The sequence below is a fragment of the Hahella sp. HN01 genome, assembly GCF_018986435.1.
Classification (GTDB): domain Bacteria; phylum Pseudomonadota; class Gammaproteobacteria; order Pseudomonadales; family Oleiphilaceae; genus Hahella.
The window spans coordinates 44,060-65,982 of record NZ_JAHMIN010000038.1; the positions used below are offsets into that span (position 1 = coordinate 44,060).

24 protein-coding genes are annotated in these 21,923 nt (G+C 56.4%); 11 read left to right on the forward strand and 13 right to left on the reverse strand.

Features of this window, described 5'->3' with window-relative positions; translation table 11 throughout:
• On the forward strand, nt 1–1,962 hold the full coding sequence (gene pdsS / locus KP814_RS26810; protein WP_216739660.1) for a proteobacterial dedicated sortase system histidine kinase: 1,962 nt from the start codon (nt 1–3) through the stop codon (nt 1,960–1,962).
• 9 nt (nt 1,963–1,971) lie between these two features.
• Here the strand turns inward: pdsS and KP814_RS26815 are convergent, their stop codons facing one another.
• Together KP814_RS26815 and mtnA are read right to left on the reverse strand one after the other, a co-directional pair.
• Nucleotides 1,972–3,558 (reverse strand): ATP-binding protein, encoded by a 1,587-nt coding sequence (locus KP814_RS26815; protein ID WP_216739661.1) that lies wholly within the window; start codon nt 3,556–3,558, stop codon nt 1,972–1,974.
• A gap of 156 nt (nt 3,559–3,714) precedes the next feature.
• Entirely contained in the window at nt 3,715–4,740 is a 1,026-nt protein-coding gene (gene mtnA, locus KP814_RS26820; protein ID WP_216739662.1) for an S-methyl-5-thioribose-1-phosphate isomerase, read from the reverse strand.
• A 165-nt stretch (nt 4,741–4,905) separates the two neighbouring features.
• Here mtnA and KP814_RS26825 point away from each other — a divergent pair, with 165 nt between their 5' ends.
• The 5 genes from KP814_RS26825 (at nt 4,906) to KP814_RS26845 (ending at nt 9,039) form a co-directional block, all read left to right on the forward strand.
• A complete protein-coding gene (locus tag KP814_RS26825) occupies nt 4,906–6,240 on the forward strand; it encodes a TRZ/ATZ family hydrolase (RefSeq protein ID WP_127971950.1) in 1,335 nt (444 codons plus the stop codon).
• A 71-nt stretch (nt 6,241–6,311) separates the two neighbouring features.
• Nucleotides 6,312–7,028 (forward strand): bifunctional 2-polyprenyl-6-hydroxyphenol methylase/3-demethylubiquinol 3-O-methyltransferase UbiG, encoded by a 717-nt coding sequence (ubiG, locus tag KP814_RS26830; protein ID WP_127971952.1) that lies wholly within the window; start codon nt 6,312–6,314, stop codon nt 7,026–7,028.
• Nucleotides 7,028–7,708, forward strand: coding sequence for an HAD family hydrolase (locus KP814_RS26835; protein WP_216739663.1), 681 nt, complete (start codon nt 7,028–7,030; stop codon nt 7,706–7,708). Before ubiG ends, KP814_RS26835 begins: the two co-directional genes overlap by 1 nt.
• A 72-nt stretch (nt 7,709–7,780) precedes the next feature.
• Nucleotides 7,781–8,530: a YciK family oxidoreductase gene (locus KP814_RS26840; RefSeq protein WP_216739664.1), complete on the forward strand. Its 750-nt coding sequence runs from the start codon at nt 7,781–7,783 to the stop codon at nt 8,528–8,530.
• Nucleotides 8,531–8,592: 62 nt separating this feature from the next.
• Nucleotides 8,593–9,039 (forward strand): DUF1499 domain-containing protein, encoded by a 447-nt coding sequence (locus KP814_RS26845; protein WP_216739665.1) that lies wholly within the window; start codon nt 8,593–8,595, stop codon nt 9,037–9,039.
• A 17-nt stretch (nt 9,040–9,056) separates the two neighbouring features.
• Here the strand turns inward: KP814_RS26845 and ccmI are convergent, their stop codons facing one another.
• From ccmI to ccmA, 9 genes are all read right to left on the reverse strand, one after another.
• Nucleotides 9,057–10,310 (reverse strand): c-type cytochrome biogenesis protein CcmI, encoded by a 1,254-nt coding sequence (gene ccmI, locus KP814_RS26850; RefSeq protein WP_216739666.1) that lies wholly within the window; start codon nt 10,308–10,310, stop codon nt 9,057–9,059.
• A gap of 12 nt (nt 10,311–10,322) precedes the next feature.
• A complete protein-coding gene (locus KP814_RS26855; protein WP_216739667.1) occupies nt 10,323–10,808 on the reverse strand; it encodes a cytochrome c-type biogenesis protein in 486 nt (161 codons plus the stop codon).
• Entirely contained in the window at nt 10,805–11,368 is a 564-nt protein-coding gene (locus KP814_RS26860) for a DsbE family thiol:disulfide interchange protein (protein WP_216739681.1), read from the reverse strand. Before KP814_RS26860 ends, KP814_RS26855 begins: the two co-directional genes overlap by 4 nt.
• Nucleotides 11,368–13,392 carry a heme lyase CcmF/NrfE family subunit gene (locus KP814_RS26865; RefSeq protein WP_216739668.1) on the reverse strand — a complete coding sequence of 675 codons (2,025 nt, stop codon included), beginning with the start codon at nt 13,390–13,392 and terminating at the stop codon, nt 11,368–11,370. The genes KP814_RS26860 and KP814_RS26865 overlap by 1 nt, the downstream gene beginning before the upstream one ends.
• An 11-nt stretch (nt 13,393–13,403) precedes the next feature.
• Nucleotides 13,404–13,853 (reverse strand): cytochrome c maturation protein CcmE, encoded by a 450-nt coding sequence (ccmE, locus tag KP814_RS26870; RefSeq protein WP_216739669.1) that lies wholly within the window; start codon nt 13,851–13,853, stop codon nt 13,404–13,406.
• Nucleotides 13,850–14,029, reverse strand: coding sequence for a heme exporter protein CcmD (gene ccmD, locus KP814_RS26875; RefSeq protein ID WP_216739670.1), 180 nt, complete (start codon nt 14,027–14,029; stop codon nt 13,850–13,852). The genes ccmE and ccmD overlap by 4 nt, the downstream gene beginning before the upstream one ends.
• Nucleotides 14,026–14,784 (reverse strand): heme ABC transporter permease, encoded by a 759-nt coding sequence (locus KP814_RS26880; RefSeq protein ID WP_216739671.1) that lies wholly within the window; start codon nt 14,782–14,784, stop codon nt 14,026–14,028. Before KP814_RS26880 ends, ccmD begins: the two co-directional genes overlap by 4 nt.
• 85 nt (nt 14,785–14,869) lie before the next feature.
• Nucleotides 14,870–15,556 (reverse strand): heme exporter protein CcmB, encoded by a 687-nt coding sequence (ccmB, locus tag KP814_RS26885; protein ID WP_256446155.1) that lies wholly within the window; start codon nt 15,554–15,556, stop codon nt 14,870–14,872.
• On the reverse strand, nt 15,553–16,188 hold the full coding sequence (gene ccmA / locus KP814_RS26890) for a cytochrome c biogenesis heme-transporting ATPase CcmA (protein ID WP_216739672.1): 636 nt from the start codon (nt 16,186–16,188) through the stop codon (nt 15,553–15,555). Before ccmA ends, ccmB begins: the two co-directional genes overlap by 4 nt.
• A 256-nt stretch (nt 16,189–16,444) precedes the next feature.
• Here ccmA and KP814_RS26895 point away from each other — a divergent pair, with 256 nt between their 5' ends.
• From KP814_RS26895 to KP814_RS26915, 5 genes are all read left to right on the forward strand, one after another.
• On the forward strand, nt 16,445–17,830 hold the full coding sequence (locus KP814_RS26895) for a flagellar hook-length control protein FliK (RefSeq protein ID WP_216739673.1): 1,386 nt from the start codon (nt 16,445–16,447) through the stop codon (nt 17,828–17,830).
• On the forward strand, nt 17,827–18,177 hold the full coding sequence (locus KP814_RS26900) for an EscU/YscU/HrcU family type III secretion system export apparatus switch protein (protein WP_216739674.1): 351 nt from the start codon (nt 17,827–17,829) through the stop codon (nt 18,175–18,177). The genes KP814_RS26895 and KP814_RS26900 overlap by 4 nt, the downstream gene beginning before the upstream one ends.
• A 272-nt stretch (nt 18,178–18,449) precedes the next feature.
• The gene (locus KP814_RS26905; protein ID WP_216739675.1) at nt 18,450–18,743 is read left to right on the forward strand and encodes a DUF1244 domain-containing protein; all 294 of its coding nucleotides are present in this window, start codon (nt 18,450–18,452) and stop codon (nt 18,741–18,743) included.
• 238 nt (nt 18,744–18,981) lie between these two features.
• Nucleotides 18,982–19,485, forward strand: a complete 504-nt coding sequence (locus tag KP814_RS26910) for a Dps family protein (RefSeq protein WP_216739676.1) — start codon at nt 18,982–18,984, stop codon at nt 19,483–19,485.
• A gap of 223 nt (nt 19,486–19,708) precedes the next feature.
• On the forward strand, nt 19,709–20,632 hold the full coding sequence (locus KP814_RS26915) for a mechanosensitive ion channel family protein (RefSeq protein ID WP_216739677.1): 924 nt from the start codon (nt 19,709–19,711) through the stop codon (nt 20,630–20,632).
• Between the two features lie 77 nt (nt 20,633–20,709).
• Here KP814_RS26915 and KP814_RS26920 read toward each other — a convergent pair whose 3' ends face one another.
• Both KP814_RS26920 and KP814_RS26925 read right to left on the reverse strand, forming a co-directional pair.
• Nucleotides 20,710–21,045 carry a hypothetical protein gene (locus KP814_RS26920; protein WP_216739678.1) on the reverse strand — a complete coding sequence of 112 codons (336 nt, stop codon included), beginning with the start codon at nt 21,043–21,045 and terminating at the stop codon, nt 20,710–20,712.
• Nucleotides 21,046–21,064: 19 nt separating this feature from the next.
• Nucleotides 21,065–21,487, reverse strand: coding sequence for a zinc-ribbon domain containing protein (locus tag KP814_RS26925; RefSeq protein WP_216739679.1), 423 nt, complete (start codon nt 21,485–21,487; stop codon nt 21,065–21,067).
• Between the last annotated feature and the right edge of the window lie 436 nt (nt 21,488–21,923).

The window sequence follows — 21,923 nt, forward strand, 5'->3', positions numbered from 1 at the left end:
ATGAAACTACGTCGCCAGCTTATCCTGATCGCCTGCGTCATGCTGTTGCTGCCGTGGGCGGTCATTCAGTTCGCCAAACAGATAGAACAGAGCCTGCGGGAATCCCAACAGCAGAATCATATCCAGCTGGCGGGTTTTATCGCTTCCCTGCTGCGCCCGGAATGGCCGACGCCGGCTTCGATAGGCGGCCGCATTCTCAATGTACGCCAGTATGATACGCCTATTTATCTGGACGGTTATCAGGACGACTGGGCGGAAATTCCCGCCTTGTCAGACCCGAAACCGGATTCCATCCGTGCAGTCAAAGCCGCCACCGACGGGCAGGACCTGTATCTATTGGTCGCCGCCAATGACGCATCCATTCAATACCGACAGCCCAGCGCCCGCAGCCAGCCAGCGGACCATTTCGAACTGATCACCGGCTATCTCGCCGGCGGCAAGGCGGTGACGATGCTGGAAACGGAAGGGCCCGGACAAATCAAAGCCCGCTTAGCTGGATCATGGAGCAGCGTGCATGGCATGTGGCAGGAGGACGGCCCTGGCTTCATCCTGGAATTGCGCATTCCCCTCGCCTCCTTGCAGGACGGCTTCAGCCTGCGTTGGATCGACATAGACAAATCCGCCGCCTGGGTGTTCAACCGTAATACGCTGGATGTTCTGGGCAGCGACGCTGAGCCCATGTTGTTGAACTTCGCGCCGCCAGGCCTGATCCACAAGGCTCAGGAATTAACGCCTGAATACACCCGTTTACGCCTGACCGACGCTCAGGGCGCAACCCTGCTGGAATACGATAACGACCTGATGCGCTACATTGGCATGCAGGATGACGTCTGGCGCATGGCCATGCGCCGCCTGCTGCGCTGGGCGGTGGACGGCGTTTCACAGGCGTCGGAGTCGCAGCCCCTCGCCGCCGACGCGCCGCGCTCCACCTGGGACGCCAGCGCCACCTCGGAACTCGCCAACCTGATCACCCGCTATCCCGTTAAAAGCGAGACAGGGAAATTACTGGGCTGGGTGCAGTTGGAGCAGCGTACGCCGCAAATCGCCGCCGTAGCCAATGACGCCCTGTTCGCAGCCGTCGGCGGCTCTGTGGCGCTGTTGATCGTCATCATGCTCATCTTGTTCGGCTACGCCTCCTGGCTGTCCTGGCGCATCACGCATTTGAGCAAAGGTATCGTTTCCGCACTGGATACGGAGACCAAGTTCAGCGGCCGCTTCCAGGCCTCACGGCTGCCGGACGAGCTGGGCGACCTGTCGCGCAGCTTTAGCGAAATGCTGACCCAATTACGCAGTTATTCAGAATATATGGAGTCCTTCGCCAGCAAGCTGACCCACGAATGTCGCACGCCGCTGGCTATCGTCAGCTCCTCCCTGCAGTTACTGGAAAGCGCCGACAATGAACAGGAAAAGCAGGAGTATCTGGGTCGGGCCCGCGCCGGCGCTGAACGCATCAGCGCCCTGCTTACCGCCATGCGGCAGGCGTCGCGTCTGGAAGCCACGATTCAGTCGCAAAGCCTTGAAACCTTTGATTTGAGCGAGCTGATCAGCGAGTTGCAGCAGTCTTATCGCCCCCTCGTGGAGCCGCGCCGACTGGAGCTTGAATTGCCGGAAGCGCCAATTGTGGCGGACATTTCCGCCGAGCTGATCGCCCAGGCGGTGGACAAATTACTGGAGAACGCCAGGGACTTTACCGCACCGGACGGGGCCATTTACATCGGCGTCGAAGAAGCTAAACAGGAGCGCTGGATCTACGTTGAAAACGAAGGCGACCCTATTCCGGAATACATCAAGGAGAAGCTGTTTACGCCGTTTATGAGCGTGCGCCAGGACGGCGGACAGGAACTACACCTGGGCCTGGGCCTAGTTATCGTCAAACTGATCGCCGATTTCCATCAGGCGCGGATCAAAGTGGAGAACACCGCGCGCGGCGTGCGTTTCGCTATTGGGCTGCCTCGTTCTTGAGCTTTTAAGTCAAGCGCGGATTTCCCGGCAACGGGCAGGTAAACGCAGTGTAAAACAGCTGCCTTTGTGCAGCTGTGACTTGACGCTGACCCCGCCGCCCATCTGCTCAATCAACGCCCGCACAATACTGAGCCCCAGTCCCGTACCCGCCACCGCCTGACGACCGGAAGGCGGCGCCTGGAAAAATTTATCGAAGATGCGCGCCTGATCTATTTCACTGATTCCCACGCCTTCATCCACGACGTCAATAAACACCTCGCCGCCGCCGGACAATCGACTGCGAATCGTCACCCTTCCCTGCGCGGGAGAGAATTTGACCGCATTGGAAATCAGGTTGCTCATCACCTGCTGAAAGCGGCGTTTATCCACTCCAACAATAACGTCACCGGCGCCATGCTCAAGCTGCATCGTCACATTACGAGCCTTGGCGTAGGGTCCATTCATGCTCAGCGCCTGCTCCAGCTCGGCCAGTAGTTCGGTTTCCTCCAACGCTATGTCCACATGCCCCGCTTCCAGCTTCTCGATATCGAGTATATCGTTCACCAGCGCCAGCAAACGTTCGCTGTTGTTTGAGGCAATCGACAGCAACTTCGCTGACTGTTCGTTCAGCTCCGGACCCAAGGTCGCCGAAAGCAGTCCCAAGGCGCCTTTTATGGAGGTCAACGGAGTGCGCAATTCGTGGCTGACCACCGACACGAACTCTTTCTTCATGGCCTCCGCGCGTTTGCGGTCGGAAATATCCGCCACACTGCCAACCCACCTCATTGCGTCGCCCATTTCCATCTGGCGGAAGCTGAGCTGAGCAGGAAATGTCTCACCGCTGCTGCGGATCAATTCCACCTCCAGGCGATGAATGCCGTCCCGGACGTCGGCGTCGCCTTCTTGTCCACGCTGCAATAACTCCAGTAGAGGCGCATCGTTTTTCAGCCATTGAGAAAAATGAGCGCCATTCAGCTGCTCGCCAGAGACCCACAACATCTCCTTCATCGCCTGATTGGCGGCTTCAATCACGCCATCGGCATTTACCGTCACAATCCCTTCGACAACCGCTTGCAGAATGGAAGTGAGATAGGCTTCCTGATGGGCGTTCATGTGCGAAAGATCCGCCAGGCGCAGCATATGCAGCTCTCTTTCCACCCAACCAGCCAAATCCTGCAGGCGTTGCAGTTGTTCCTGGTTAAAACGACGGGGGCGAACGTCAATCAGACAGAGCGTGCCAATACGGTGGGTCTCATCCAGACTCAGCGGAGCGCCAGCGTAAAAACGAATGTGAGGAGGACCAGTGACCAGGGGGTTATCGGAAAATCGGGGGTCTTTCAGGGCATTGGGCACATAGAGCACTTCCCGCTGCAAAATAGCGTGCCCGCAAAATGAGATATTGCGACCGGTTTCCGACGCGTTGAGCCCCACCTTCGATTTGAACCACTGGCGTTCAGCGTCGACCAGTGACACCAGCGCAATGGGCACATTAAACAGCGAGGCCGCCAGCTTGGTGATGCGGTCAAAACGCTGTTCCGGCTCTGTGTCCAGAATGCACAGCGAGTGCAGACAGACAAGCCGCTGCGATTCATTCTCCGGGATGATGGGTTCCTGCATAAATTATACGCGCCACTGGCGAAGATAAGTTCTGCTCTCGCGGTTTCGCGTCCCGCTGAAAACCGCCCTCCCCTGATAAAGATAGCAGCCCGGGAAGGAATATCATCCTTCCCGTATTCGCCCGTGCTCAGAAAATGATGCGCACAGACGACGAGATTATTGCAATTTACGCATTTTCTCAGCATTCGGACGTAAAACCACACCGCGTTCGGTGACGATGGCGTCGATCAGCTCCGCCGGCGTTACGTCGAAGACAGGGTTGAAGGCGTTGGCTTTTTCCGGGGCCAACGGGGTTCCCTGTACGAACTTCAGCTCATCGGAAGTGCGTTCTTCAATAGGAATATCCGCGCCGCTGAACAGTTCGAAGTCAATGGTGCTGGACGGCGCCGCCACCATGAATTTGACGCCATGATGACGCGCCAGCACCGCCAGACCGTATGTGCCGATCTTATTAGCGACGTCGCCATGGGCGGTAATGCGGTCGGCGCCGACAATCACCCATTTCACCGCACAGGTTTTCATGACATGCGCCGCAGCGGAGTCCGCGATCAGTTTGACGGGGATATCGTCCTGGCATAACTCCCAGGCGGTCAGTCTTGCGCCTTGCAGCCAGGGGCGGGTTTCATCCGCAAACACTTCCGTCACCAGATCGCGACGGTAGGCTGATCGAATCACGCCCAGTGCGGTGCCATAGCCGCCAGTGGCCAGACTGCCGGTGTTGCAATGGGTCAACAACGCGCCGCGACCGCTTTCTGCGATCAGATCAGCGCCCAGCTCACCCATGGTCAGGTTGGCTTGCAGGTCTTCTTCGTGGATGCGCGTCGCTTCTTCCACCAACAGAGGGAACAGGTCCGCGGCGGATGAGGCGTCAATCAGATCCCGCATGCGACGCAGGGCCCAGAACAAATTCACCGCCGTCGGTCGTGAATCCGCCAGCGTTTCCAGGGCGCGATGCATGCGATCCCGGTCGGAACTGAACTCCGCCGCCGCCAACGCCACGCCATAGGCCGCCGCGATTCCGATCGCCGGCGCGCCGCGCACCACCATCTGGCGGATGGCGTCAGCCACTTCAACGTGAGTGACGCAGTGAACATAAGCTTCCTGCAGCGGCAGTTTGCGTTGATCTAGCAGAATAAGTTGATTGTTCGCCCAGCGAATGGCGGAAACGGAAGATTGCGACATGTGGCGCGCCCCAATAAATTGATCAAATGGTCAGAAAACGGAACCGGGCGAAAATCTGCTGGTCCGGGCCGGCATTATACGTCATTTAAGCCCTGCGCCCTACTTATCCCCTTGTATTATAGGTATACTTGGCGCTGATTTTGAATAGATATAGGAAGTGTAGCTGTGGCTCAAGAAAGCGTTGATTTATTGATAAATGCGCGTTGGGTTATCCCCGTCAGACCTGCGGGAGTCGTTCTTGAAAACGCCTCCGTCGCCGTATCCGAAGGCAAAATTGTAGGCGTTTGCGACGCCGCCGAGGCGACAGCGCGTTTCGCCGCCAAAGAAACGGTCGACCTGCCCAACCACGTCGTGGCGCCCGGCCTGATCAACACCCACGGCCACTTGGCCATGTCCCTGTTCCGCGGGATGGCGGACGACCTGCCTTTAATGGAGTGGCTGAGCCACCATATCTGGCCTGCGGAAGGCAAATGGGTCAGCGACGAATTCGTTCGCGACGGCTCCAAACTGGCCATGGCGGAAATGCTGCTGGGCGGCACCACCACTTTCAGCGACATGTATTTCTATCCGGATGCCGTGGCCGAAGAAGCCACCCGTCTCGGCATGCGTTGCCAGATTGTGTTCCCGGTCATCGATTTCCCGGTTCCCGGCGCGGCGACAGCGGAAGAGTCCATCCACAAAGGTCTGGCCCTGCACGACGAATACAAGCACAGCGATCTGGTTCGCATCGGCTTCGGTCCCCATGCTCCTTACACCGTTTCCGACGACAAGTTCGAGCAGGTGGTGACGCTGGCCAACCAGCTGGATATGCCTGTACAGGTTCACCTTCACGAAACTGCTGGCGAAGTGCAGGAAGGCCTGGAGAAAACCGGCAAGCGTCCGACCGAACGTCTATACGAACTGGGCCTGCTGACGCCGAACACGCAATGCGTACACATGACCCAGATTAACGATCGCGATCTGGAGATTCTGCAGGAAACCGGCGCGCATGTAGTTCACTGCCCGGAATCCAACCTGAAGCTGGCCAGTGGTTTCTGTCCTCTGGACCGTCTGCTGAAAGCTGGCGTGAACGTGGCTCTCGGCACCGACGGCGCCGCCAGCAACAACGATCTGGACATGCTGGGCGAGCTGCAAACCGCTGCGATGCTGGCGAAAGCCGTGGCGCAGGACGCCGCCGCCGTCAGCGCATTCCAGGCGCTGGAAATCGCCACCATCAACGGCGCGAAGGCGCTGGGCATGGAGTCCGTCACAGGCTCTCTGGAAGCTGGCAAGTGGGCGGACATTATGGCGGTAGACCTGAGCGGCATCGAAGTACAACCGGTGTATCACGTCGCTTCGCATTTGGCTTATTCCACCAAATCCAGCCAGGTCAGCCATGTCTGGACCTCCGGCGTGGCCCAGGTGAAAGAGCAGAAGCTGATCAATATGGACGTCCGCGAGCTACGGACCAAGGTAGACGCCTGGCGCGAGAGAATCGCCAACACCGCCGAAGCCAATTAAAATAGCCCGCCGAAGCGTACGCATGGGGCCGCATCACGGCCCCTTCCGACCAATTCAGAGGAAACGGATACATGACTCCCGTTGAGAACGTCGATCTGAGTGAAGTGAAAAAGTTTGAAGATCTCGCCCATCGCTGGTGGGATGCGGAAAGCGAATTCAAACCCCTACATGAGATCAACCCGCTGCGGCTCGACTTTATTGACGAGCGCGCCGCCCTGCCCGGCAAAAGAGTGTTGGACGTAGGCTGCGGCGGCGGCATTCTCAGCGAGAGCATGGCGCGTCGCGGCGCACATGTGGTCGGCATCGATATGGGCGAAGCGCCGCTGTCCGTGGCCCGTCTGCATGGACTGGAATCTGGCGTCAGCGTGGATTATCGCCGCACCACTATTGAGGAGCTAGCGGAAGCCGAAGCGGAGTCTTTCGATGTGGTGACCTGCATGGAAATGCTGGAGCATGTTCCCGATCCCGCCTCAGTCATCGCCGCCTGCGCTCGCGTCGCCAAACCCGGCGCTGACCTGTTCTTCTCCACCATCAATCGCAATCCCAAGTCCTTTCTATTCGCCATCGTCGGCGCGGAATACGTGCTGAAAATGCTGCCGCGAGGCACTCACGAATGGAAGAAATTCATCAAGCCCAGCGAGCTGGCGGCCTGGTTGCGTCGCACTGATCTCGATCTGTGTGAAATGCGAGGCATGACCTACAATCCGTTGCTGAAAGAATACAAGCTGGGCGACGACGTGGACGTCAACTACCTCATGCACGCGGTCAAACCGCTCAAGGACGCCTGATGACGGATACGCGACTTTACCGTCCAGAGGCCGTGTTCTTCGATCTTGATGGCACCCTGATCGACACCGCCCCCGACTTCTTTCGGGTGATGAACATGCAACGCAGTCAACGCGGCATGCCTGACATGGCGTACGAAGCCGTGCGTAAAACGGTGTCCGATGGTGCCCGCGCCATGGTGAAGCTGTCTTTCGCCATGGAAGAGACAGACGCCGATTTTGAGCCGCTGCGTCAGGAGCTGCTGGACCTGTATTTGCGCCATATCGCCGTCGACAGCCGCCTGTTCGCAGGCTTTGAAACGCTACTGACGTTGATGGAAGGCCAAGGAATTCACTGGGGGGTCATCACCAACAAACCCAGACTGTACAGCGAAGCGCTGCTGGAAGCGCTGGGCTTGAGCTCCCGCATGGCCGCACTGGTGTGTCCCGACGACGTCTCCCGCACCAAACCGGACCCTGAGCCCATGTTGCTGGCGTCGCGTCTGGCGGACTGCGACCCGCAGAAATGCTGGTATGTCGGCGATCATATACGCGACATTCAGGCCGGCGCCAATGCCGGCATGCTCACCATCGCCGCCGCTTACGGCTATCTGGATGAGCCCGAGGCGGCCCTGGCCTGGAATGCGGACCACGTGGCGCACTCTGTGGAGGATGTCGCCGCCCTGCTGAAACAAGTGCTTTGATTTCCCCTCGGGCGTTATAATCGAAAGTCACTGCACATTAAAGACAGATCACGACGAGAGAAAACACGCATTATGTATTCTTATCAAGCCCCCGCCGACCTTCTACACGACCGCGTAATCCTGATCACAGGCGCGGGCGCGGGAATTGGCCGTGCGGCGGCGAAGACCTTCGCCCGACACGGCGCCACCATCATTCTCAGCGGCCGCACCACCAAAAAGCTGGAAGACGTCTACGATGAAATCGAAGCGGAAGGCGGCCCGAAACCCGCGATTTTTCCCGTCAATCTGGAAGGCGCGGTGGCGAAGGATTATGACGATCTGGCCAACGCCATCCGTGAAGAGTTCGGCCGACTGGACGGACTGCTGCATAACGCCGCTATTCTGGGCCACCGCACCCCGCTGGAGCACTATGACCCGGACAGCTGGGCGCGCGTAATGCAAGTAAACGCCATGGCGCCATTTCTGCTGACTCGCTCCCTGATGCCGGTGATCCGCGAGTCCGAAGACGCTTCGATCGTTTTCACTTCCTCCAGCGTCGGCCGCAAAGGCAAAGCCTACTGGGGCGCTTACGCCGTCTCCAAATTCGCCGTTGAAGGCATGATGCAGGTGCTGGCGGACGAACTGGATGACGCCGACAAACGCATTCGCGTCAACAGCGTCAATCCCGGCGCCACCCGCACCGCCATGCGCGCGCTGGCCTATCCGGCGGAAGACGCCACGAAAAACCCAACGCCTGAAGAGATCATGAATGTCTATCTTTATCTGATGGGTAAAGACAGCATTGGCGTTACTGGTCAGGCATTTAACGCACAAGGCGACTGATCTTACAGCTGTATTTCACGCCTTAACCAAAGTCTGCGCCAATGCGCAGCGGAGAAGGAGCGATGAGCAACACAGCAAAATGGACAATCTTTGTTATCGCCGCAGGCCTCAGCGCCTGCGGCAGCACGCCCCCAGCAGGACTCGGGGCCCATGACGGGCGTCTGACGCCCTGCCCCGAAAGCCCTAACTGCGTCAGCAGCTTCAGCGATCCCAACGACGCGGAGCATTTCATTACGCCCCTTTACAACGACAAAGCGACACAGATGTGGGAACGGCTGCCCACTGTTTTGGAAAACGCCGGCAATATCCGCATCACCCAACGCAAGCCCGATTACATCCGCGCGGAAGCCACATCATTCGTATTCCGCTTTGTGGACGATGTAGAGTTTCTATTGGATCGGCAGACAGGCGTGATACATCTGCGCTCGGCGTCCCGGCTGGGCTATCGGGATTTCGGCGTCAATCGGGAGCGGATGGAGGAAATCAAGGCGGCGCTACTCAGTGAGTAACGCCGCCGGCGCATGAGCTATTGCACCAGCTGGTCAATCACCAGATTGAGCGGCTCGTTTTGCGCGCGCAGTTGGATTGGGCCTACGACGCCCTGCAGGTCGCCTGGCTGAGGTTGCGGCGAACCGGATTTGGACACCCGCGCCACCACTTCCACCGTTTCAGCGGAGGACAGCTTCGCCATCGGCCCCATGGCCATGGAGTCATCCAAGGTGACGCTGACAGGCAACTCGCCCACGGTTTTACGCACCACCGCTAACGGCATGCGCGTGCCGTCCGCAGGGCGCGCAAGGATAAATACAGTATCACCAGGCTCAGCCTGGCCATTCAGACTTTCACCCAGACTGACTTGCAGCTGCAGACTGGCTCCGCCCGCCGCCTGCGCGGGCTGCTGATTCGCCTGCTCCGCCGCCAGTTGCTCCGCTCTCGCTACGCCATTACGAATCGCAGCGGCGTTAGGGTCGTTCGGATTCAGCTCAATAATGCGACGCCAGAACTTGGCGGCTTCGGCGTAACGTTGCTCCTGGAACGCCGCCACGCCAAGAATACTCAGTGAACTCCCTTCGTTGGGGTCGGTTTTCAGGGCCTGCTCCAGAGCCGCCCTGACCGGAGCGCTCAAACGTCCTTCCTTGAAGAACAGCGCCTGTGCGCGCAATCCGTGAGCGCCGGCGGGGTTTTCGCCTTCCGCCGCAAGCAACTCCGCCAGGTGGCGAAACGCTTCTTCCGCTTCCGCGTAGCGCTGCATGGTCATCAGGGAGCGCCCCAATAGCGCCCAGCCTTCGACATGGTCCGGCTGCTCCAAAAGACGATCGCGCAAACGGCGCAAAATCTCTTCCGGATCATTGCCAGCCAGAGCCAATTGCAGGCGAGTCTCTTTCATCCACTCCACCTGACGCAGGCCTTTATAATCGCCAACCTGCTGATACATCAGCAGCGCCGTCACCGGCACTCCCACAACTACCAGCACCAGCACAAGAACCTGGCGCATGCGGCTACTGCGGTACGCGGTGTTCTGCGCGCCCGGCTCCGCGTCGTTCAACAGTGACTTTTCCAACTCAATATGCAGATCATGAAACTCCGCATCGCTGATTTGTCCGGCTTTCAGCTCCGCACGCAGCTCCGTCAGACGGTCTTCAAACAACGCCACGTTGGCGGTATCGCGACGCGCGCCAGCGCCCTGCGAACCGGATTTCAGGATGGACAACAAAGGAACGGCGATGATCGCTATCGCCAAAACCGCCAGAAGGACGATAGCCAGCCAGAATACTGTCATTCGGAATGCCTGTTATTTCTGCTCAGATTCTTCGGAAGAGGTTTGCTGCAATAAGGCCCGCAAGCGCGCCTGCTCTTCATCGCTCAATTCAGCAGACTCTCCCAGAGAGCGACGTCTACGACGAGCGACGTACAGCAAAATAGATAAGCCCAGAGTCACCACCGTCACCGGTCCCAACCACAAAGCGGCGGTTTGCGCATTCAGCCGCGGCCGATACAACACGAAATCGCCATAACGGGCCACCATGAAGTCAACGATGTCGTCATCGCTCTTCCCTTCTTCAATCATTCGATGCACTTCACGACGCAAATCTTTGGCGATGGGCGCCGTGGAGTCGGAGATATTCTGGTTTTGACACAGGGGACAGCGCAGCTCGTAAGTCAGTGTCTGATAACGCTCACGACCTTCGTCACTGCTGAACTGGTAATCATCAATGGCCCAGACGGCAGAAGACATCCACAGCGCAGTCAGGCAGATCAGTAATCTTTGCGCGATCATGAACCAGGCTCCTCAACCGCGTTGGCGTTCGCCATCTTCAAATTGCGCAGCATCGGCGCCAGGGTCTCCCGCCAGACTTTTTCGTTTACTACGCCCACATGGCGATAACGAATCACGCCGGCGGCGTCGATCACATAGGTCTCAGGCGCGCCATACACGCCCAGATCCAGACCCAAACGTCCTTCCTGGTCGAAAATCACAAAGCGATAAGGGTCCTGCAGCGTCTCAAGCCACTTCTTCGCCGCATCGCGATCATCTTTGTAGTTCAAGCCAATGATCGGAACGTTGTATTCCTTGGCCAATTTAAGCAAATAAGGGTGCTCGACCCGACAGGAAGGACACCAGGTCGCCCAGACGTTGAGCAGCATGGGCTCGCCCTTAAGATCCGCAGGAGTCAGCTCCCGGCCAGGGTTGTACAGTTCGCCCAGCTTAAATGTCGGCACAGGCTGATCCTTGCGCGCCAACTCCAGCTTGGAGGGATCGTTGTCCATGTTCTGATTAAACAGAATGACTACCGCAACAAAGGCCAGCAGAGGAACAAATAAGAATAACCGCTTCATCACGCCTGCCGTCCTCCGAGCGCATCGGCGTCGCCGCGAGGTTGAGCCTGTGCGTCGCTGCTATCCATGGCTTCCGCCGTTGATAGTTTGCGTTTCAGCTTGATGCGATAACGTCTGTCCGCCACCGCCAGGAAGCCGCCCCAGGCCATAAACACGCCCCCCAGCCACAGCCAGCGCACGAAAGGCTTATATTGGACGCGCATGGTCCAGGACTCATCTTCCAGAGACTCGCCCAGAGAAACGTAGAGATCCCGGAACAGGCCCGGGTCGATGCCTGCTTCCGTCATAATATTACCGGATACCTGATAGCGGCGTTTTTCCGGATGCAGAACATGCAGCACGTCGCCGTCACTGTCGAGAATAGAGACTGTGGCGCGATCGCCGATAAAGTTAGGACCGCGACGCTGGGTTTCTTCATCAAAACGGAAGGTGAAGCCCGACAGCTCAACCGACTGCCCTGGCGCCAGGCGTACGTCCCGCTCCACGGTGTACTGTGACACCATCGTGGCTCCGACGATGGTCACCGCCAAGCCCAGATGCCCCAGCACCATGCCTTTGTAGCTCCGCGAGGTGCGCAGCCAGCCGCGCATACGTCCCTGCGAGGAGGCGCTTTTGAGCCACGCGTCGCGCAGGGTCGCTGCAAACAGCCAAACAGCGATGAAGACGCCAATAACCGCCATCAAATGAATTTCCCCGTACATCCAGGGAATCACAACGGAGGTAACGGCGCTGATCACCAGAAACATAGGGACAGGACCGAGCAGCTGCGCCGCCTTGGTGTCCTTCCAGTGACTGTACATGCCCACGCCCATCACGATGACCAACAAGGGAACCAACAGGGAGAACATCAAATTGAAATAGGGCGCGCCGACGGAAATTTCTTTATCCATCCATTCCGCCACCAGCGGGGCCAGCGTACCGATCAACACGGTCAGCATAGCGACCACCAGAATGATGTTGTTGACCAGCAGGAACACTTCCCGGGAGGTTTCACTGAAGCCAATGCGGCTTTTCACCACGGGCGCGCGCAGGGCGTACAGCAGCAGCGAGCCGCCAATGACCACGCCCAGCATCATGAGCACGAAGCGGCCCCGTTCAGGGTCTGCGGCGAACGCATGCACCGAGGTCAGAATGCCGGAGCGGACCAGGAAGGTGCCCAACAGACTGAGCGAGAAGGCGAATATCGCCAGCAAAACCGTCCAGCTCTTGAAAACGCCGCGTTTTTCCGTCGCCGCCAGAGAGTGAATCAAAGCAGTTCCCGCTAACCAGGGCATAAAGGACGCGTTCTCAACCGGGTCCCAGAACCACCAACCGCCCCAGCCCAGCTCGTAGTAGGCCCACCAGCTGCCCAAGGCGATACCTAGAGTCAAGAAGGCCCAGGCCACCGTCGTCCAGGGACGCGACCAACGCGCCCAGGCTGCGTCCAGACGACCGCCCATCAGCGCAGCCACCGCAAAGGCGAAAGCGACGGAGAAACCGACATAGCCCATATACAGCATGGGCGGATGCACGATCAGACCGAAATCCTGCAACAAGGGATTCAGATCCGCGCCGTCCTGCGGCGAATTCGGCAGGTAACGCAAGAAGGGATTAGAGGTCATCAGGATGAACAACATAAAGCCGATGCTGATCATGCCCATGACGCCCAGTACGCGCGCCACCATTTCCAGCGGCAATTGCTTGCTGAACTTGGCCACGGCGGCGGTCCAGCCAGTCAAAATCAGCGCCCACAATAACAGTGAGCCTTCATGGCCGCCCCACACGGCGCTGAATTTGTAATACCAGGGCAGCAGGCTGTTGGAGTGGCCCGCCACGTAGCGGACGCTGAAGTCGTCCCGCAAAAAGCTGGCGGTCAATGCGGCGAACGCCACAATCGCCATCAGAAACTGGGCGCCCGCGAGAGGGCGAGACAAGCGCATCCAAAGACGGTCGCCAATCCAGGCGCCAGTGATAGGCACAAACGCCAACAGGATAGCGAAGCAGAAACTTAAAATCAGTGCGAAGTGACCCAGCTCAGCAATCATACGTCATTCCTTCAGTAAGTCTGTGCGGGCGCGGCGTCCTGCGCCTTGTCGAGCGCGCGCTGCACTTGCGGCGGCATGTATTTTTCGTCGTGCTTGGCCAGCACTTCCTCCGCCTGGAAAACGCCTTGGGCGTCCAGTTTGCCGGTGGCGACGATGCCCTGCCCCTCTCTGAAGAGGTCTGGCAGGATGCCGGTGTATTTGACATTAACGTTGTTGTTGTAATCCGTCACGGTGAAAGCGACCGCCAGGGATTTCCCATCTCTGTTCACGCTGCCGTCAACCACCATGCCGCCCACGCGAATGCTTTTATCGATAGGAGCGGCGCCTTGCACGACTTCGGTAGGGTTATAAAAGTGATTCACGTTGTTGCTGAGCGCGGTCATGATCAAACCGACCGTCGCGCTGACGCCGATCACCAGGAATGACACGATAATTAAACGCTGCTTGCGCTTGGGATTCATTGGGACGCCTTCTCCCTTCTATACTGCTGGGACAATCTTTTGACGAGGCTGCCGCGTTTTAGTTTCGGCGCAGCCAGGTTATATAGGAACACCAGTCCACCCGCGCCGTAGGCCAACCAGACGTATAGACCATGGCCGCCCATTGCGAAAAATTCATTGAGGCTTTCGAAGTTCATACTTTCCCCTCTTTCGCCAAGAGCTCGCGGACCCATAGGGTACGGCGTTCGCGTTCGATTATCTCATTACGACTTCGTAAGAAAAGCGAATAGCCGAAGAAGCAGTAGACCCCTATCACCATCACCAGCAACGGCGCCCACATTTCCACTGGCATATCGGGCTTTTCCGTCAGCTTGAAGGTGGCGGGCTGATGCAGGGTGCGCCACCACTCTACGGAGTATTTGATGATGGGAATATTCACCACGCCCACCAGACTCAGCACCGCCGCGGCTCTGCCTGCGGTGATCTTGTCTTCGATAGCGGCTTCCAAAGCGATGACGCCAAAATACAGGAACAGTAATATCAACATGGCGGTGAGGCGCGCATCCCACTCCCACCAGGTTCCCCAGGTCGGTTTGCCCCAGACCGCGCCGGTAAATAAAGCGAGAAAACAAAAAGACGCGCCAATCGGCGCCGCGCACTTCAACACCACATCCGCCATTTTCATGCGCCAGACCAGACTGACAAAGCCGGCGACCGCCATGATCATATAACAGGACTGCGCCAGGATGGCGGCGGGCACGTGTAGATAGATAATGCGGAAGCTATTGCCCTGCTGATAGTCCTGAGGCGCGAACGCCAAGCCCCAGACAATACCAATAGGCAACAGGATCATGGCGCCCCAACCCAACCAGAACGACCACACTAGGCTGCGCTCGTAAAACCATTTGGGCGATCCCCACCGGTGAAACCACTGTTTAAATGCTTCCCACATAATCGCTTCTGTTATCTGTATCCAAGCTATTCAGTCCGCCGCCGCATCGCCTATACAAGGCGTCGCGCCAGCCTGTTTTATTGTCTCAGTTGGAGACGCTGATTTTAAGCGCTGCCGCCGCGGCGAATGGCGCCAACGTCAGCGACAGCGCCAATATTGCGCCCAACATAGCCAGCGTGGCGGTGTAATCCATACCGGCCGCTGCGCTCTGCACCATGCCGGTCCCGAAGATCAGCACGGGAATATACAGGGGCAGCACCAACAATGAAATCAAAACCCCGCCTACGCGCAACCCCACAGTCAGGGCCGCGCCAATGGCGCCAATCAGACTGAGAACCGGCGTGCCCACTAATAGCGACAGCATCAGGACGCCGAGCAGGCTTTCATCCACATGCAGCATCAGCGCCAGCACCGGGCTCAGCAATATCAGGGGCAGCCCTGTCGTCAGCCAGTGCGCGAAGACTTTCGCCAGAACCAGAATAAACAGAGGCTGAGGCGCCAGGGTCAACTGCTCCAGCGATCCGTCTTCATGATCCGCCCGAAACAAGGCATCCAGAGAAAGCAAGGTCGCCAGCAACGACGCCACCCATACCACGCCCGCCGCCGCCGGGGCCAAAAAGCTCTTTTCCGGCGAGACGCCAAGCGGAAACAGGCTTACCGCCATCACAAAGAACACCAGCGGATTGGCCAGCTCCTGAGGACGTCTGAACGCCAGCATCAAATCCCGTCTCACTACGGCGCAAAAGCCCGCCCATACGCCTACTTCCGTCAAGACGCAGCCCCCAATTGAATGCGGCGCACTTCGCCGGACAAATGCAAACTGTGATGAGTGGTCAAAATCACCGCGCCGCCGGCGTTGGCTTTTTCACGCAGCAACGCTTCCAGCTGGGCCACTCCTTTTTTATCGATGGCTGTGAAAGCTTCATCCAGCACCCATAAAGGCGCGGAGGACACGTGCAAGCGCGCCAGCGCGGCCCGCCGCTGTTGGCCAGCGGATAAACTATTGCAGGGTGAATATTCATAGCCGGCGAGGCCGACCGTTTCTAATGCCGCCATCATGCGCTCTTCATTCACGTCTTCACGTTGAGCGCACCAGGCGCGGAGATTTTCCAGCGGGGTCAACAACGCCTTAACGCCGGTTTTATGGCCCAGGTACAGCAGTGAGGAAAGAAACTGTGGGCGCGCCTGCGACATACGTTCGCCACGCCAGAACAACTCGCCCTGACGCAATGGAGCCAGTCCGCATAGAAGTTTGAGTAAGGTGGTTTTTCCAGCCCCGTTGGGGCCTTCAATCTGCACGACGTCCCCGGGATCGACGGAGAAGGACAGGTTTTCGAACAGGATACGGTCATCTCGCTCGCACTGGAGATTCTTGGCCTCAAGCAGAGGAGTTTGACCTGTCATAATTACTAAAGCAGCCTCTTGTGTGCGCCTCTGGCGTGCAGAACAACGCGGAACAACCGGAAATAAAGCGGCGCAAGAATAACAAATTGGCGCTTTTTCCGAAAAGTCGTCAACAATAACGGAAAAGAGTTAGAAAAGTGGCCCGCTCGCGCTTAAGCTTTGTAAAAACGGGCGCATTATAGCCCAGCTTTCCCCGGATGGTCAGTGCATAGCCCTGATTAAGATCATTTTATTGTGGGAGAAATGTTAAAAAGCGATGAAAGTTCAGCCCGACGCCGCGGCGGCGCCCACTCGCACCAACTCTCTCCCTCCTAAGATACAGGCGGAACTGTCCGCTATCGTGCAGAAAGTCGGCAACCTATTCTCCGCCCGCATCACCGATATCTCCCCCTCACCCAACACAACAACGCCCAGCCCTACTCCCAACGCGCAAACCTCCGCCACGCCGTCCTGGCGTTTGATAATGAGCGCTGAAGGCTTGCCGCAGCCGCTGCAAACTGACATCCGCACGGCGCAACTTCCTCAGGACTGGCTGGTCGGCAAGGTGCTGCAACTTCAGGTCACCGCATTGGGCCTGAAAGTCGTCGACGCTCTGGCGCCGCCGCAAACAGAGCCCGCGCAGGCGCTGCTCGCCACGACATTACAAACGTTGTCCAAGTGGCTGCCCTTACAGGGGGATCTTCGCCGTAATCTGGAGGCGTTAGTGCGACTGTCCTCTGATACGCGGTTGCCGAGAGATCTGGCGCAAACGCTCGATAAACTGAACCAGGCGCTACCAACGCCGCCGCGAGTCAGCGAAGCTGGGGGGCTGAAACAGGCGATTCAGCAATCCGGCGCGGGGCTGGAGCGTCATTTACTACGAACGCTGGCGGAGAATCGTACGGCGGCGCCCGACAAATCCGCCACGCCCTCTGGCGCTGAACCACGCCTGTTGAGCGTCGCGCCTCAGGACATCAAGGCATTGCTGACGGTAGCGCTGGGCGCCACGCTGGCGCAGCTCAATCGTCTTCCTGATAGCCCGCTTCCCGCCAACTGGGAACAACTGGTCAGCTGGCTAACCCGACAGACAGCGGAGCAGCCGGGCATGGCGACCGGTGGACATCCACTGCAATTTCCGCCACCGATGGGACGCGAAGGCGGACGGCCTCCCCTGCCCGCCAATTTGGACGCTGGCGAAATGTTGCGCGCTCTGGCGCAGGCCACCGCGCGTCTGCATAGTCATCAATTAAACGCCTTGCAACAAAATCTCAGCGCGGGGCCTGACCAAACCGGAGCGCAAGTGTGGTTTGTGGAGGTGCCTGTCGCCGCTCCACGCATGGATAGCATTCAGATGCGCTTTGAAAAAGAGCAGCGCAACGGCGCTAAAGACAACAAGAAAAGCCGCTGGAAAATTGTACTCGCCTTCGACCTGGAGGGACTCGGCCCCATGCAAAGCCAGGTCCTGTATACGGAAGGAACAGTGTCCGCCACATTCTGGGCGATGGAGCAAAAGACACTGGGACTGGTCACGGAAGAGTTGCCGCGCCTGCGCAAAGGTCTGCAGGACTGGGGCCTTGAAGTGGGCGATCTGGCGGTGCGTAAAGGCGCGCCGCCAACGCCTTCCGCACCGATATCCCGCCAACTGATTGACGAACGCGCATGACAAAAAAACAACAGGACACGCAAGACAATTACTCCCAGGAAACGTCTCAAAACGACGTCCAGCAGGCCATTGCCCTGTTTTACGATGGCAAACAAGCGCCCAAGGTTTCCGCCAAAGGCGAAGCGGACCTCGCGGAGGAGATCATCGCCATCGCCCGGGAGCATGGCGTTCCCTTGTACGAGAATCCAGAGTTGGTGCGTTCTCTGGCGCAACTGGATCTCGGCGATGAAATACCTGAGTTGCTGTATCGCGTTATCGCGGAAATTATCGCCTTCGCCTATCACATTCAGGGCAAAACGCCGGAAGGCTTTCAACCGCCGCCCAATGCTGACAGCGACGCGCCATAATACATTGGGACTGCGATCTTGCTTCGTCAGATCTCAACGCAGCGGAATCAATCGTTTACACTATCAACCTTGAGGACATATAGCTTTCTTCTGCTTGTCCGCTATTTGTCCGCTATTTGTCCGCGCATATTTTCTACAAACCGCGGTTTATCTAATGGATATTGACCTGCGGCTGAACTTGCCAATGACTTGCTGAACCGCCATTTCGATGGAGGCCAGGCAAATGGGGTGTTGTCAAGTACGTTTTATTTCACTGAGAACAAGGCTGAATTATGGACTCTAAAACCCAAACCGAAATCGAAGCAGCGGTGTTTCGCCGACTGGTCAAACATCTGCAGGACAACACCGAGGTTCAGAATATCGATTTAATGAACCTCGCCGGCTTCTGTCGCAACTGTCTGAGCAAATGGTATCACGCCGCGGCGGAAGAACGAGGAGAACAGGTGGAAGACGCCGCAGCCAGGGAAATCGTGTACGGCATGCCTTACGATGAGTGGAAAGCCAAACATCAGAAACCTGCGAGCGAAAGCCAGCTCAAACAATTTGAGCAAAATAAACCCGAATAGCTTTCCTCGATTCAGGCTCGGGGCGACGCCTATGAGCCTGAATCACCCTCCTCAGAGAAAGTTTTGCAAAGCCATTGCAAAACTTGCAGTCGCAGCGCGCTCTCTTCTGAACAAAACTTACTCTCCCAATGTCCTTATACACACATAACAATTTGATATATAAGCAATTTTAAATATTTTCAAAACCTGGCCCGGTTTCTGCTGTATTCAGGGAAAGCAACCAAACCTAGGAGAGGTTATGAATCAGCACGCTAAAAAACTCGACCTGACTGCTACATCCCCGGATATGGGCATTAAAGAGAACAAGGCGGACTCAGTCGCCGACAAACTGGCGCGCGTGCTCGCCGACACTTACAGCCTGTACCTCTACACCCAATACGCCCACTGGAATGTCCGGGGCATGAGTTTCTTCGCACTGCATGAGTTGTTTGAGAAACAATACAAAGAGCTCGCCGAAACCATCGACGATATCGCCGAGCGCATGCGCGCCATCGGCTACAAAGCTCCCGGCACCCTGTCCCGCATGGCGGAATTTTCCACGATTTCCCCCAAAGAAGAGCGGACAGCGACAGCTTTGATTAAAGAATTGATTTCCGCCCATGAGGGCACAGTCGCAAGCTGTAGAAAGTGTATCGCCGCGGCGCAAAAGGCCGAGGACTTTGCGACTGAGGACCTTATGGTTAATAGACTGACTTCCCACGAACAGGCTGTCTGGATGTTGGGCAGCCTTCTCGAGGAGTAATCCTCGCCCTATCCCACCCAAACGATACCCTCCACATTTATCCTACCTTCCTTTTTTTGGCCACTTCGGTGGCCTTTTTTTATGAGTAGAGGACGGTGGAGCGTTACGCCGCCCGAGGGTAAAACCGGCACGATTTCTGCGTTACCAGTTCCAGGTACTCAGACGTAGAGAGGGTTCGCCCACATCGTCGTATTTGTTGTATGAACAGATTAAGGATTAAGCAATGGACATAATAGAATTTGAAAAAGCCGTCGACATTGTCTGGTCTTCCATTCAGGAATGGGCGGAAACCGCACTGGCCAACCTGCCTAGCGCCATCGTGGCCCTGGTGTTTTTCTTCCTGTTTTTGTACATAGCCAAAGCCGTATCCAACCTCACCCAGCGGGTGCTGGTGCGCTCATTGGATTCAGTGGAAGTCGCGAATCTTCTTTCCACCATTGTGCATATTGTACTGGTTGCTATCGGCGTCTTCGTCTCACTGGGCTTTGTGGGATTGCAAGGCACCGTCACCTCACTCCTCGCCGGGGCCGGGATCATTGGTCTGGCGTTGGGCTTCGCGTTTCAGGACCTCACCGAGAACTTTATCGCCGGGATATTCATGGGCGTTCGCAAGCCATTTCGGGTGGGAGACATCGTGGCGACCGCAGACATTATGGGTACCGTAGAGGCGATTAATCTGCGCAATACCCATATCCTGACGTTTTCAGGACAACGGGTCATTCTTCCCAATAAAGCCGTCTTCACCAACAAACTGACGAACTTCTCCATCACCCGTCAACGCCGCCTGGAAATCCAAGTCGGCATTTCTTACGCCGACGACATCGACAAAGCCGCCAAGGCCATCACCAAAGCCATCGACGCTCTGAATTTCAACCGCAACGGCACGGAAACCCAGGTATTCGCCACCGGCTTCGGCGACAGCAGCATCAATTTGGTTGTGTGGTATTGGATCGATTATCCCACCGGAAAAGTAGACTTCATGACCGCCCAGCACAAAGGCGTCGTAGCCGTGAAGAAGGCGCTGGACGATGCCGATATCCTCATCCCCTTCCCGATTCGCACACTGGATTTTGCGGCGAAAGGCGGCTTGCAGCTTGATCAGATTATCAGCACTCGTACGGAAGAGGTGGAGTCTTCGGCAGCTTAAGTCAGCATGCAGGGAGCAATTCAAAATAATAGCCGTCCTCTTGCGCCTCTAATCCACTGATATGAGGGCGGCCCGCCTCAGAAATGAAACTCAAGTATGTCTTCACTGCCTTGATAGATTTGTAATAAGCCCGATTTCAATTCTTCGAACCTGTTGAAGCCTTCCTTGAAGTAAAAGTGCATCGATTTACCATCCGTCATCGCCACACGAATACCATCGTTGCCGACCACGCATTTCTTTATGCAGTTAAAATCGCCATTAATTTGGTCATCAAACTCAAAATAGATTCCATCCTCGGAACCAGTATCCTCAGTCAACCCTCTCTGCCAGAGTATATATCCATCATCACAACCTTCTACGCCCACAATGAGGACATCGTTTTCAATCGTTACAACTTCATACTGGTTGCTCATGTTGTAGCTCGCGTTAATTTTATTGATTTACTTCCAATAATCTGCGCAATTTATGCTCCATACCCCGATTATATTTATCTGTGTATGTCTTAAACTCCTGAATATCGGCGAGCCATTTCGCTATATACTCTGCATGAGCCTTACTGGACTCCGTCTCCAGCAGCCACAGCCGCTCATACTCACGAATCCTTCCTTTCAGTGAATTATATTTTTTATAGCAGGGCTCACAGAGAACTTTTCCGTAATACACTTTCTTCAGTACTTCTGCCTCGTGCTTTTGTTGTTCCGCAGACCAGACAGCCTCCTTCTTACATTTCCGGCACATGTACTGAATGTCGTAATAATAATCAAATAGTGGGTCCTGAAAGTCATGAGAGTTTTTAACAGCTTCAGGCCAAAGATCTTTATTAGCCTTGATTTTATTTGGTTTTATTTCAGACATACTAAAAGCACACAAAAGTCGCCATGCATATTAATCATTAACCAAACGTAAAACTAAGCCGTATCTGCACTTAATCAAGCAACAGCTCAGCCATAGAGTATTTACATTCATACCCCATTTCGACTGAGTCCCATTGGATCGAGTCTCGATGCACCCACAGATAATGTTCGGTATTACATGGAGAAACTCTCTCACCATTAACGAAAGGAAAGATATCTATTTCTTCAATCTTCTCGCCATTTCGTAGACCAAAATAGTACGAGCCAGCCACTTCCACCTTCATGAATATATTAATCCGGCATCGATATAGGCATTCTATGCCGCATATTTGATGCTTGGGTGGTTAAAGTATTTTTTCACCCTCGAAGGCTTCTTTTGCAACATACACATATGGGATCGAACTTTCTTTTTGAGATCCCCTTTCTTTCGTGCCGGC